The organism is Janthinobacterium sp. PSPC3-1, from assembly GCF_049896105.1.
Taxonomy (GTDB): domain Bacteria; phylum Pseudomonadota; class Gammaproteobacteria; order Burkholderiales; family Burkholderiaceae_D; genus Janthinobacterium.
Genome location: NZ_JAFCTQ010000005.1, coordinates 1 through 12617, shown reverse-complemented (window position 1 = coordinate 12617; position 12617 = coordinate 1). Strand labels below are relative to the sequence as shown.

At 62.5% G+C, this 12617-nt stretch carries 12 protein-coding genes; 4 read left to right on the top strand and 8 right to left on the bottom strand.

Going from position 1 to position 12617, the window contains the following annotated elements; all coding sequences use genetic code 11:
- The gene (locus tag ACP7B7_RS07495) at window positions 1-1191 is read right to left on the bottom strand and encodes a DUF2252 family protein (protein WP_308920882.1); all 1191 of its coding nucleotides are present in this window, start codon (window positions 1189-1191) and stop codon (window positions 1-3) included.
- A 126-nt stretch (window positions 1192-1317) separates the two neighbouring features.
- On the opposite strand from ACP7B7_RS07495, the gene corA reads away from it, so the two are divergent.
- Window positions 1318-2304 carry a magnesium/cobalt transporter CorA gene (gene corA, locus ACP7B7_RS07490; protein ID WP_308920883.1) on the top strand — a complete coding sequence of 329 codons (987 nt, stop codon included), beginning with the start codon at window positions 1318-1320 and terminating at the stop codon, window positions 2302-2304.
- A gap of 3 nt (window positions 2305-2307) precedes the next feature.
- Here the strand turns inward: corA and ACP7B7_RS07485 are convergent, their stop codons facing one another.
- Together ACP7B7_RS07485 and ACP7B7_RS07480 are read right to left on the bottom strand one after the other, a co-directional pair.
- Window positions 2308-3762, bottom strand: coding sequence for a UbiD family decarboxylase (locus tag ACP7B7_RS07485; RefSeq protein WP_426076223.1), 1455 nt, complete (start codon window positions 3760-3762; stop codon window positions 2308-2310).
- A 10-nt stretch (window positions 3763-3772) separates the two neighbouring features.
- Window positions 3773-4351 (bottom strand): non-oxidative hydroxyarylic acid decarboxylases subunit B, encoded by a 579-nt coding sequence (locus ACP7B7_RS07480; protein ID WP_426076222.1) that lies wholly within the window; start codon window positions 4349-4351, stop codon window positions 3773-3775.
- A 95-nt stretch (window positions 4352-4446) separates the two neighbouring features.
- On the opposite strand from ACP7B7_RS07480, the gene ACP7B7_RS07475 reads away from it, so the two are divergent.
- On the top strand, window positions 4447-4908 hold the full coding sequence (locus ACP7B7_RS07475) for a MarR family winged helix-turn-helix transcriptional regulator (RefSeq protein ID WP_426076221.1): 462 nt from the start codon (window positions 4447-4449) through the stop codon (window positions 4906-4908).
- A 25-nt stretch (window positions 4909-4933) separates the two neighbouring features.
- On the opposite strand, the gene ACP7B7_RS07470 is transcribed toward ACP7B7_RS07475, so the two are convergent.
- Both ACP7B7_RS07470 and ACP7B7_RS07465 read right to left on the bottom strand, forming a co-directional pair.
- Window positions 4934-5404 carry a GNAT family N-acetyltransferase gene (locus ACP7B7_RS07470; protein WP_426076220.1) on the bottom strand — a complete coding sequence of 157 codons (471 nt, stop codon included), beginning with the start codon at window positions 5402-5404 and terminating at the stop codon, window positions 4934-4936.
- A complete protein-coding gene (locus ACP7B7_RS07465) occupies window positions 5401-5817 on the bottom strand; it encodes a rhodanese-like domain-containing protein (RefSeq protein ID WP_426076388.1) in 417 nt (138 codons plus the stop codon). The genes ACP7B7_RS07470 and ACP7B7_RS07465 overlap by 4 nt, the downstream gene beginning before the upstream one ends.
- 94 nt (window positions 5818-5911) lie before the next feature.
- Here ACP7B7_RS07465 and ftrA point away from each other — a divergent pair, with 94 nt between their 5' ends.
- Window positions 5912-6883 carry a transcriptional regulator FtrA gene (gene ftrA / locus ACP7B7_RS07460; protein WP_308920886.1) on the top strand — a complete coding sequence of 324 codons (972 nt, stop codon included), beginning with the start codon at window positions 5912-5914 and terminating at the stop codon, window positions 6881-6883.
- 81 nt (window positions 6884-6964) lie between these two features.
- Complete coding sequence (locus ACP7B7_RS07455; RefSeq protein ID WP_426076219.1) at window positions 6965-8038, top strand: extracellular catalytic domain type 2 short-chain-length polyhydroxyalkanoate depolymerase; 1074 nt, start codon at window positions 6965-6967, stop codon at window positions 8036-8038.
- Between the two features lie 17 nt (window positions 8039-8055).
- On the opposite strand, the gene ACP7B7_RS07450 is transcribed toward ACP7B7_RS07455, so the two are convergent.
- From ACP7B7_RS07450 to ACP7B7_RS07440, 3 genes are all read right to left on the bottom strand, one after another.
- The gene (locus ACP7B7_RS07450; RefSeq protein WP_426076218.1) at window positions 8056-9342 is read right to left on the bottom strand and encodes a DUF445 domain-containing protein; all 1287 of its coding nucleotides are present in this window, start codon (window positions 9340-9342) and stop codon (window positions 8056-8058) included.
- 87 nt (window positions 9343-9429) lie between these two features.
- Entirely contained in the window at window positions 9430-10827 is a 1398-nt protein-coding gene (locus ACP7B7_RS07445) for an amino acid permease (RefSeq protein ID WP_308920889.1), read from the bottom strand.
- Between the two features lie 505 nt (window positions 10828-11332).
- Window positions 11333-11473 (bottom strand): hypothetical protein, encoded by a 141-nt coding sequence (locus tag ACP7B7_RS07440; RefSeq protein WP_308920890.1) that lies wholly within the window; start codon window positions 11471-11473, stop codon window positions 11333-11335.
- Window positions 11474-12617 lie beyond the last annotated feature (1144 nt).

Here is a 12617-nt window from a genome sequence, read left to right as displayed (position 1 = left end):
TCAATGCGCCTGTTGCCGCAACGCATAGTTACGGCAATGTTCGAGGTAGCCTGTTTCGTGGTGGGCGATCAGCTGCAGCACGCTGTTCCACAGCCACGACGGAATCGCGCTGCCGTCCTCGCGGCCTTCCTGCAGTTGCCGCACCCAGTGCATGCCGGTGGCCCAGTCCATCTGCCGCGCATGCGCGCAGCCCACCACATACGCCAGGTAACTGGCGGTGCTGGCCGCGTCTTCCACGCTCAGTTCGTCGATTTCCAGTTTCAGATCTTGCGGCAGCAGCTCGCGCACGAAAATGCCGCGGCCCAGAAAGCGCTGCGGCATGGTGCGTTCGCCCAGCGCCGGCGACAGATGGCGCGCACCCGTCACCACGCGCTTGGCGTTATCGCGCGGCATGCTGGAATCCGCGTAGCGCACGGAGGTGGCCTGCACCGCTTCCTTGATATCGATCAGGCAGTATTCGCCGTCGCCGATACCCAGCAGCACGGCGTAGCGCAAAAATCCCAGCGAACTGCAGCCCTTGACCCAGTAAGCCGCGTCGATCACTTCCAGCTTGACTTTTTTATGGCGTGATTTCAGCCGCGTCACCAGCGCGCGCAGGGCGGAGGACTCGCACAGCTCGCGGATGGCTTTCTTTTCTTTCTTTGAAATCGGCCAGAAGTTGCGCCCCATGGGGATGATGGGACGCGTTTCCAGGAAGCGCTCTTCCGCCAGTTCCTTCCACGAGCGCTGCTCGGCGCCGCGCAAGGCCATGCTGACGGCGGCGGGGCGGGGCAGGGTGCCCTGCAGTTCGGCTGGTAAAAAGGCGAACGCATAGCCCTTGAGCAGGTGTTGCAGCATGCTGGCCGTTACCACGCCGGGCAGCGAGGAGCCGCGCGCGGCCACTGCCAGCGACAGCGCCAGGCGCACCAGGTCGTGCGCGGGATTGCCGATCACGCTCTGGTCGAAGTCGCGGATCTGCAGTTGCACGCTGCCGTCCGCACTGGCCAGTGGGCCCAGGTTGCCCATATGGCAGTCGCCGCAGATCCAGATCGGCGGCCCTTCCGGCAGACTGTGGCCGGGCTGGGCTTGCAGCCATTCGTAATACTGTGCGGTATTGCCGCGTACATAAGCATGGGGCGAGCGCGCCATTTTCTCATCGCGCCGGTCCAGTAATACCTGGCGGCGCTCTTCGGGGGCGGGCAATCTGGGCACGGTGCGATCCTTTTTAGTGAGTATGCTTCATACTATGCCCGCAAGCATCATTCGGCTGTGCAATGCTTAACAGAATCATTACCCCGCCTGCGTTAAGCTGCATGCCTCTACACCTGGAATCATCGTATGGACCTGAGTCAACACGCCGCCGTCGTCAATTGCGAAGCCTATCGCCACGGCAAAAAAATGGCGCACTTCGAGATCGACAAGGTGGGCGAATTCCTTGGCGACCCCGATTGTTTCGTCTGGATCGGCCTGGCCGGGCCCGACAGCGCCGCCATGCGCGCGCTGCAAGCCGCTTTCGGCCTGCACGAGCTGGCGGTCGAGGATGCCGAGGGCGCGCACGAGCGGCCCAAGCTGGAAGAATATGGCGACACCCTGTTCATGGTGCTGCACACGGCCAGCCTCGACGGCCAGGCCATCGTCTACGGCGAAACCCACGTGTTTCTCGGCTGCCGCTTTATCATCACCGTGCGCCATGGCCCCTCGGCCGGTTACGCCAAGCTGCGCGAGCGCAAGGAAACCGTGCCCGAGAAACTGGCCAGCGGCCCCGGCTATGTGCTGTATTCCATCATCGATTTTATCGTCGACCAGTACCAGCCCTGCATCGACATGCTGCAGGCCAAGTTCCAGCAATATGAAACCCAGCTGTTCAAGCCCAGCCTGAACGAAGACAAGCTGCAGGATTTTTACCAGCTGAAGACGGAATTGCTGAAGCTGGATGCGGCCGTCAACCCGCTGCATGAAATCTGCACCCAGCTGATCCGCTTCCATGGCGATATCGTGCCCAAGGAAAACCGCATCTATTACCGCGACATCCTCGATCACGTGAAACGCGTGACGCACACAGCCAACCAGATGCGCGAAATGGTCAACGCCGCCATGCAGGTGGCGCTGGGCCAGATCTCGATCCGCCAGAACGAGGTGGTCAAGCGCCTGGCCGCCTGGGCCGGCATCCTGGCCGTGCCGACCATGGTGTTCAGCCTGTACGGCATGAACTTCGAGTTCATGCCCGAGCTGAAATGGCGTGGCGGCTATCCGGCCGTGATGGTGGTGATTGTGGCCGGCTGTTATTTCCTGCACCGGCGGCTGAAGCGGGAAGGGTGGCTGTAGCGCCTACCAGTTATCGAGTACCCGCTGGCGCACGTCAGCCGGATAACCCTGCTCGAACGAGGCATGCAGGTGGCGCGTGGTCTGCAAGGTGTCGAACACGACCTTGGCTCCCTTGCCCTGCACATACTCTTCCTCCTCATAGCATTGCGGCAGGCGGATCACGCGCTGTTCGTCGAAGATGGCGCGGCGGCCCACCGGATGCACGCGGGTCGACAGCACCCATACCACTTCGCGCAGATTGGTCGGGTCGAAATCATCGTCGACCACATACACTTTCGGGATGAACACCATGGCGTCGGTGGCGAACAGCACTTCGCCGATGCGCTGGGCCAGGGCCTCGCTGGACATGCCGGGCAGCAGATCGCGCCAGTTTTGCGGCATCACCACCAGCAGCCAGTGCACGGTCGAGTCCTCGGGGATCCAGGTGGTCTTCACCGGGATACCAGCGTCGCGCAGATGCGTCAGGGCATCGGCCGCCAGGCCCATCGCCCACAGCGTGTGCGACTCTTCCGTCGGCCGGCCCGTGATCGACATCGGCCAGATCGGATCGTCGCGGTGCGTGATGGCCTCGACATGAAAGGTGGGCTGGGCGGAAGAGCCCGAGCCCAGGTAGCCGCCGTACTCGCCATACGGGCCTTCCTGGCAATCGCGGCTGATTGACACATGGCCTTCGATCACGATCTCGGCCGTGGCCGGCACGTCGAGGTCGATGCTGACCGCCTTGACCACGGCGACCGGCGCGCCGGCCAGCGTGCCGATATAGTCGGCCTCGTCGGCGTGGGCGGGAATCGGGATGCCCGACACACACGAGATGGCCGGCGCCGGGCCTTGCACCAGTGCATACGGCATCGGCTGGCCCAGCTTGACCCATTCGGCCCAGATCTGGCCGATATGCTGGCTCGGCACCATCAGTCCCACCATGCGCTTGCCGTCCACCTTCATCACGCGCGCGATCGACCAGTTGACCCATTTGCCATCGGGGGTCCTGACGATCAGCGTGCCCCAGGTATTGGCGTAGCGGCCGCCATCCTTGTCGTGCGCAAACGGAATCGGGAAACGGTCCAGGCTGGCATCGTCACCGCGCAGGATATTCTGGTGGCACAGGGCGTTTTCGGAAGAGACGCGCACCGGAGGAATACCGGGCTGGTGGCGCGCCGCCGACAGCGCCTCGATAATCTCGGCGCCCGACGATGCCGGCGCCAGGCCCAGCGACATGGCCACGCGGGCATACGGCATGCCGGCCACCGAGGACAGCGAGGCCGGCGCGCCAAACAGGCGGAAGCCTGGGGCCACGCCCGCCACCTTGTGGAACAGCGGCGCGGGTGACTGGATTTCGTAGCTGCGGCGCGTCACGGCGCTGGGCTCGAAATCGCCATCGACTTCGCGCCGGACATGCATGATGTCGCCCATGGCGTCCAGTGCATCGATATAACTGCGCAAATCATCGTAATATTTCATCAGGGTTTCCTCAGGCTGTGGCGGACGACGGGGGGATGCCATTCCACCGTTTTGCGAGATCATGATCAAGACCGAACTGATCGAGAATGCGCGCAACGGTATGGTCGATGATGTCATCGACGCTGGCGGGATTGTTATAGAAGGCGGGCATGGGCGGCAGCATCAGCACGCCGGCGCGGGCGAGGGCCAGCATGTTTTCCAGGTGAATCACGCTGAGCGGCGACTCGCGCGGCACCAGCACCAGCTTGCGCTGCTCTTTCAGCGTGACGTCGGCCGCGCGGGCGATCAGGCCATCGCCGTAACCGCCGCGGATGGCGGCCAGGGTTTTCATGCTGCATGGCACGATGACCATGCCATCGACGCGAAACGAGCCGCTGGAAATCGCGGCGGCCTGGTCGCGTTCGCTGTAAGTCCTGGAGGCGAGGGCGGCCACCTCCTGTACACTGTACGGCGTTTCCAGTTGTATCGTTGCCCGTGCCCATTTGGAGATCACCAGATGGGTTTCGACCCCGAGGTCTTTCAGGGCAGAAAGAACGCGGACGCCAATTGCAGCGCCGGTAGCGCCAGTCATGCCGACAACAAGCTTCATGCGGTTTCCTTGTTCAGATATTTTAAAAATAGTTCGTGTTTAAACTGTTCGTGTTCGAACTATAAACCTGTTGTTTTCAGGAGTCAAGCCAGGCCATGTCACAAAATCCGTCCGCCACCCTCGCCGCGCCCTTGTGGCCACATGGAGACAGTTCATTGATGCACCTGGTGCGGCGCGCCGGACAGCGCTCGACGTCATGCTGGAACCAGTGTGTCGATACGGGGCTGTCGGCGGTGCAATATGCGATCCTGGTGGTGCTGGCGGAAGAGGGCAGTTGCGACCAGCAGACGCTGGGGGGAAGGGCCGGTTTCGACAAGGCCACCGGCACCTACGTCATCGACCAGATGAGCAAGAACGGCCTGGTGAGCGTCGCCACCGACCCCGCCAACCGCCGCCGCAAGCTGGTGTCGATGACGGCGGAGGGCGTAGCGATGATGGCGCGCATGGTCGAGCAGGCGAAGCAGGCGGAGACGCTGATCGCCGCCGATCTCGACGCGCAGGACGTCAGCGACCTGAAGCGCTTGCTGAGCAAGCTGGGTGGCCTGGCGCCATCCTGATCTGGCAGGCGCGGCCGTTATAACTTCAGGCAAGCTGGCGTATCCAGCCTTCCCACCCGCCATCCGGCGCGCCGCCCAGGCTGCGGTAGAATGCCTGCGCCCTGGTATTGCCTTTCAATACATCCCATTTCAGCCGTGCGCAACCGCGCGCCCGGCCCTCGGCCATGACGGCCGTCATCAGGGCGCGGCCGATGCCCAGGCCACGCGACGTTTCATCCACATACAGCTCCTTGAGCAGCAGGTTCGGCAGCAGGTCATAGGTGAACGGCAGGCTGCAGACCACCGCGTAGCCGAGCAGGCCGCCGCTGCCGTCGTCGGCCACCAGCGCCGTGAATTCCTGCCGCGGTCCCTGGTCCAGGCCCCGTTCCAGCAGATCGGTTTCGGTCACGCGGAACTGGTCCAGATAGCCCTCGAAGCGGGCCAGGGCGCGCATCAGGCCGATTAACGCCGTGGCGTCGCCCACGCCTGCGCGCCGTACGGTATAAGAATTCGTCATGCTTGTTGCGCCGGCTCGTTGCTTGCTGCCTGCAGCGCAAATCCTTCATCGATCCAGCCGGTGATTCCGCCCGGCATGATTTTCACGGGGCGTCCCAGCCCCGCCAGACGGATCGCCGCGCGGGCGGCGCCGTTGCAGTGCGGGCCGGCGCAATAGGTGACGAACACGGTGTCGTCGGGGTAGTGCGCCAGTTTGCTCTTGATGATTTTTCCATGCGGCAGATGGGTGGCGCCGGGAATATGGCCGGCGGCGAACTGCGCCGGTCCGCGCACGTCGAGCAGCACGAAGTCGGCGGTGCCGGAGGCCAGCGTGTGGTGGACGTCCCAGCAATCGGTTTCAAATTGCAGCATGGCTTCAAAGTGGGCAAGGGCGACGGCTTGCGGTGCTGCGGGGACTTCGGTAACGAGCGACATGGTGTTTTCCTGGTTGGTTGCGGTGGGATGATTGTCGGCGGCGGGCGCCGCCTGGAATAGTGGCGTGAATGCCGAACTGCGGTAACATTGCGCCATGAACAATCATCTTGTTGTAGCTCTCGCGTATGACCGCCTGTGCACGTTTGAATTCGGCTGTACCGTCGAAATTTTCGCCCTCGACCGCGCAGAGCTGGGTGTGCCCTGGTACGACTTTGCCGTCTGCGCGGCCGAGCCGGGGCCTATCCGCGCCATGGGCGGCATTGCCGTGCAGGCGCCGTATGCGCTCGATCTGCTGGATCAGGCCGACACCATTGTGATTCCCGGCTGGCGCGATGCCGACGAGCTGCCGCCGGCGGCCCTGCTGGACAAGCTGCGCGCGGCCCATTTGCGCGGCGCGCGCCTGTGCTCGATCTGCTCCGGCGTGTTCGTGCTGGCGGCGGCCGGCGTGCTTGACGGCAAGCGGGCCACCACGCACTGGCGCTATGCCGAACGGCTGGCGCAGCGCTATCCGGCGATCGACGTGGCGCCGGACGCGCTGTATGTGGATGAGGGCAACATCATCACCTCGGCCGGCTCGGCGGCCGGGCTGGACATGCTGCTGCACCTGGTGCGGCGCGACCATGGCGCGAAGATCGGCAATATGGTGGCGCAGCGCCTGGTCACGGCGCCGCATAGGGAAGGCGGCCAGGCGCAGTTCGTGCCGCGGCCGATGGCAAAAGACGAGGCCGGCCGGCTGGCCGCCTTGATCGACTGGCTGCGTGCGCATCCGGCCTTGCCGCATACGGTCGCCAGCATGGCCCGGCGCGCCTTGATGAGCCCGCGCACCTTGCAGCGCCAGTTCCAGGACGCCACCGGCATGGGCCCCGTCGGCTGGCTGATACGCGAGCGCGTGGCGCTGGCCAGGGACTTGCTGGAGTCGCCCGCCACGCCGATGGCGCAGGTGGCCGAGCTGGCCGGCTTTGGCTCGGAAGAATCGCTGCGCCGGCATTTCCGGCGCATCGTCGCCACCAGCCCGGGCGCGTACCGGCAGCGCTTCTGCCATGCTGAGATGGTTGCGAAAAAATAATTGCCATGCCTGTCACAATGGCTCATTTACAATCACCAGGCCATGCTGGTTCCCGACGATGACCCCGATTGAAAGATGACCATGATGAAGCTCACTCTGTGTGCAATCCCCGTTTCCCTGGCGCTGGCCGCCATGCCGTTTTCCGCAGCGGCCCTCAATGCCGCGCCGCTGCCCGGCCTGGGCGCCGACCTGGGCCAGGCTTCCGTTTCGGGCCTGTCGTCGGGCGGCTTCATGGCGGCGCAGATCGCCACCGCGTATTCTTCCGCCATCAAGGGCGTGGGCATTATTGCCGGCGGCCCCTATGATTGTGCCTCGACCTATCCCGACCAGCCGCCGCTGCAAAATGCGATGAGCGCCTGCATGCAGCCCGCTTCGGCGGCGACGGCGGCGGACGCCGCGGTGTCCTGGCGCAATGCCCAGCGTTATGCGCAGGAAGGGCTGATCGATCCGGTGGCCAACCTGGCGCGGCAGCGCGTGTATGTCTTCAGCGGCACGGAAGACCGGACCGTGCGCACCATCGTCGTCGACCAGGTGGAAAAATACTATCGCTTGGCGGGCGTGGCCCCGGCAGCCATCGCCTACAGCAAGAATGTCGCCGCCGGCCACGCCATCCTGACCGACCGCCCCGAGGACGGGCCCTGCGCCGCCACCCAGGCGCCGTATATCAACAACTGTGGTTTTACCCAGTCGCACGACTTGCTGCGCCACCTGGCCGGCACGGGCAGCCAGCCACCGAACCTGGGCCAGCCCATGGGGGAACTGATCCGCTTTGACCAGAACGAATTCGTCAAGGGCAGCCGCAGCAGCATGGACGACAGCGGCTACGCCTATGTGCCGCGCGATTGCCGCGAGCATGCCTGCGCCGTGCACGTGGTGTTTCATGGCTGCCAGCAGGGCGCGAGGCGTATCGGTGCCCGTTTTTACGCAGGCACCGGCTACAACCAGTATGCCGACACCAACCGCTTGATCGTGCTGTATCCGCAGGTGCGCGCATCGAATGGCATTCCCGTCAACCCGCAGGGCTGCTGGGATTTCTGGGGCTATTCCGGCGACAACCCTTCCAGGCCGGACTTCCAGACCCGGCAAGCGCCGCAGATGGCGGCCGTGATGGCCATGGTTCGCCGACTGGGGCAGGCCCGCGCGACAGCGCGGTAAACAAGATCAGCGGCAGGTCAAAATGCCTGGCTGACGGTATGGATCAGCAGGCCCGCCAGCCCGCCCACCACGGTGCCGTTGATGCGGATGAACTGCAAGTCGCGGCCGATCGCCAGTTCGATGCGCTCGCTCATCTCCTCGCGACTCCACAGGGCCAGCCGGCTTTCGATGAATGCGCCCACTTCGCCGCGGTAGCGGCGCACCAGCGCGCTGCTGCCAGCGACGATGGTGGCGTTCAGCCACCCGCTGGCCTGCGCATCGCTGGCCAGCACCTTGCCGGTATTTTCCGCGATGCCGGCAATGGTGCGCGCCAGCGCGGGCTGCTCGCTGTCCAGGTCCGCCTGCAGGCGTTCGACCAGGGTATCCCAGGCTTCGCCCAGCATCGCCTGCACCTTGTCGCTGGCCAGCGCCTGCCGCTGGTAGTGGCGGACGGTGTCCTGCCAGCGGGCGTCGCTTTTCAGGTGCAGCGCGCTGTCGGCGATCCAGCCCGACAGGCGCGCGCGCATCGGGTGCTGCGGGTCGGCACGCACGGCGACGACGAATTCCTGCAGCGAACGTATCATGCGCGCCTCGTACAGCACCATGGCCGCCTTGAGCAGCTTGTTCTCGATATGGAAGGCGTTCAGCGCGAAGTCGCCGATGGCCGCATGGTGGCTTTCGTCGGCCAGGTAGGCGGCGCCCTGGTCGAGCACGAAGTCCAGCAGTTCCTGCGGCTTGCCGTCGGCGATCAGCGCATCGATGCAATCGGCCGCCACGCTGGACAGATTCAGCTCGCCCAGGTAGCCGGTGGCTTTACTGCGCACCAGTTCGCGCATCTGCGCATGGTCGAGCATGGCCAGCAGTTGTTTTGCCACCCGGGCGGCGGAGTGGCCCAGTTGCTCCGCGTGGCGCGGGTCGCGCAGCCAGGCGCCCAGCAGGCCGGCCGGATTGGCCCCGGCGATGCGCTCGGCGATGCCTTGCTCGGTAATGAAATGGTTTTCCACGAACGCGCCCAGGCTCTGGCCGATGCCTTCCTTGCTGTTCGGGATAATCGCCGTGTGCCAGATGGGAATGCCCAGCGGGTGGCGGAACAGGGCGACCACGGCAAACCAGTCGGCGATCGCGCCCACCATCGATGCTTCGGCGAACGCCTCCAGGTAGCCCCAGGCCGGGTGGCCGCCACGTTGCGAGCGGGCCAGCGCAAACAGCAGGGCGGCGGCCACCAGCAGGCCGACGGCCACCCACTGCATGGTGCGCAGGCGCGCGCGCTTGAGCTGGTCGGCTTTCTTTTCCAGCTGTTCGATCAGGGCGGGGGCGGGGTGCATGGCGAACTCTCTGCAAATAACAAGAGTGCCATCATAACTGCGGCGCGCGACAAGGGCTGTCGCGTACGCCGCAGGGGTACAACAGGGTCAGGCTTTCGGATGCAGCAGCGAGCGCCGGCGGGCGTAGCCGAAATAAATCGCCAGGCCGATCGCCAGCCAGATGCCGAAGGCAATCCAGGTCACCAGGCTCAAATAGCTCATCAGGGCCACGCAGAAAATCACGGCCAGCGCCGGAATCACCGGCACGCCCGGGCAGCGGAAGGCGCGCGGCAGGTCGGGACGCTTCTTGCGCAGTACCACCACGGCGATCGCCACCAGGGTGAACGCGGCCAGGGTGCCGATATTGATCAGTTCAGCCAGAATGTTCAGCGGGATCACGGCGGCGATCAGGCCGAACACGATGCCGACCAGCCAGGTGGCGAAGAACGGCGTCTGGAAGCGCGGATGCACGGTCGACAGGCGGGCCGGCAGCAGGCCGTCGCGCGACATGGCGAAGATGATGCGGGTCTGGCCGAAGGCCATCACCAGGATCACGGTGGTCATGCCGAGGATGGCGCCCAGGTCGACAAAGCCCGCGATCCAGTTTTCACCCGCATATTGCAGCGCCAGCGAAACAGGGTGGTCGACGCCGAGGAATTTCTGGTACGGCACGATGCCCGTCATGATGGCGGACACCACCACATACAGTACGGCGCACACGGCCAGGGAACCAATAATGCCGATCGGCAGGTCGCGCGACGGTTTCTTGACTTCCTCGGCGGCCGAGGTGACGGCGTCAAAGCCGATAAAGGCAAAGAACACCAGCGCCGCCGCGCTCATCACGCCGTTCATGCCGAAGGGCATGTAAGGCTGCCAGTTGGCCGGCTGCACATGGCGCGCGCCAAACACGATAAACAGCAGCACCACGCCGATCTTGATGGCCACCATGATGTTGTTCAGGCGCGCCGATTCGCGCACGCCCCAGCCCAACATGGCGGTGAGCAGCAGCATGATCACCAGCGCCGGCAGGTTGATCCAAGTGGACACGCCGGGCAGCGCACCGGGCGCGGCCGTCAACTCCACCGGCAGCACGATACCAAAACCGGCGATCAGCGACTGGAAATAGCCGGACCAGCCGACACAGACGGCAGCGGCCGCCAGGCCGTATTCGAGCAGCAGGTCCCAGCCTATCATCCAGGCGGCCAGCTCGCCCATGGTGGCGTAGGTGTAGGTATAGATCGAGCCGGCCACCGGCACGGTGGAGGCGAACTCCGCATAGCACAGCGCGGCAAAGCAGCAGGCCACGGCCGCGATCACGAACGACAGCGACAGGGCAGGCCCGGCCGTCAGCGCGCCGGTGCCCGTCAATACAAAGATGCCGGTGCCGACGATGGCGCCTATGCCCATCAGCACCAGGTCGAACGGCCCCAATACCTTGGCCAGTCCGCCCGGTTTCCTGCTGTGGGCGATCATGTCGTCCAGATTCTTGGTTCTCAATAAGCTCACTGTCACTCCCGTGCGTTTTTATAGTGGTTTTGTCATCGTGGCCGCCTCGTGGGTGGCCAGGCGAAGGCAGATTCTAGCGCAGGGGAGGAAAGTTATTGAAGGAAATGTGGGAAATGGCGTGTGGGCTTGTTTATTTTTGCAGTGAGTGTGAAGCTTGAAAAACAGCGGGCCGGAGTGACGCGGACCTGAGAAAATGCCGATGGCGGTGTTGCAGTTTCCTTGCCGACCATGCGTACTGTCTGCGTCGCTGCGCCTTGCCTTCGACATTTTTCAGGCCCGCTTGGCCCGGTTATCCTTGGCTGTAGGCTTGGGCCTAAACAGGTTTTACTTGTATGTGTTTTTTGTAGGGATGACTTGTCTATTCGATGATTGTCTGCTTTCGCACCAAAGCGGACTCACAGGGCATAGATGTCCAAAGTAGCGGTGACCTGCGCTGTGCGGCTTTATCGCCCAGCGTACAGTGCGTGCAGGAAACGTGGTCGACCGCCGGGTTAACGCCGCCCTATTATTTACTTTTTGGAGGATTACTAGATTTGCTAGGTTTGAGAGATGGTGTATTTCCTAGTGTGGTTTTGTTATCACGGCGGAGCTGATCCGGCTGCCCTGTTGATTTTGCTATCGGCTTTGGTCCTGGTTTAAGCGTCATGAATGCTCTCCTTTGTGGTTCAAAAATTACAGTTTGTGCTTACCTTCCAACGTAAAGCGGACGTTAAAATGACGCCTTTGAGATTTCCAGTATGACGCAATAACACACTTTAAGCTATCTTCACTGGGCTAAAATGGACTGTGGTGAACTTTAGGCGTCCCAACGTCATGAGCATTGTCTGCTTATGGCCGTTGTCAGTCGACCAGCTTCCCATCCTGCCAATATTCATATACTGCGCCAGCCGTCTCGACATAGAAAATGATTCGGTCGTTCAGCACTTCCAAACTTATGACCGAGGGAGCAACACCTCCAACCGAAGCTACTTCACAATTGGAGTTTGCGGGTAGAAGAAATTCCACGGCTCACGGCTCAATTACAAGTAGAAGTGTTGCGCCAGAGGTATTTTTTAGCTGAATCGAATCGCAATTAGCCATACGTAATCCCGAAAATCGTTATAAATATTTTCCCACGTGGCCGTCCGGTAATCGCCGAACCCAGCTATGGCCGGCTGAAGAAAAGCCTGAAGTATTGTTGTTTAAAATCACTTCAATTGTAGAGTGCCAGCATTGGTAGGCAACACATGAAGGCAAAAATGTCAGTCTTGGATGGACTGGTCGTCAACATATGCATCAGGTTTGGGTAAAAAATCGGTAAACAGATACGCTATGCCCAACTCGACTGCCGAAGCGTGCGCGTAATCGCCGCCTCCCGAACTCCAGAGATATAACTCAGCGCCCAACCCGGCCGTTCGTGCCTAATGACAATACGTAAGCGTCTACAGGTCCAGGGCTGGAATCCGATTGAGGAACTTCGCGTGAAAAGTACCTTCACGCGAATATGAAGACGCAAAGGTGACTTCGTAATCTGCGAGTGCCCATTGCCGGTCCGATATGTCGATGACTGTGCAAGTGCAGCCGAGAGGCGAAGGTAAAACAAATCCGCCTTCCAAGGTCACCCCTGTAAGTTCGATCCAGTTGAAACCCTCTAAAAACAGGCAGATCCTGTTTGGACTTTGGCTAGACGGTTCAATCTCAAGGTAGGCTTTCAGAACTTGCCCACTAGCTACTTATAGTGGATCCACGATTTGAGACAGCAGTTTAAGCTATGGTCCTCAACGGAGGATGGCAGGGAATGACAGAAGCAA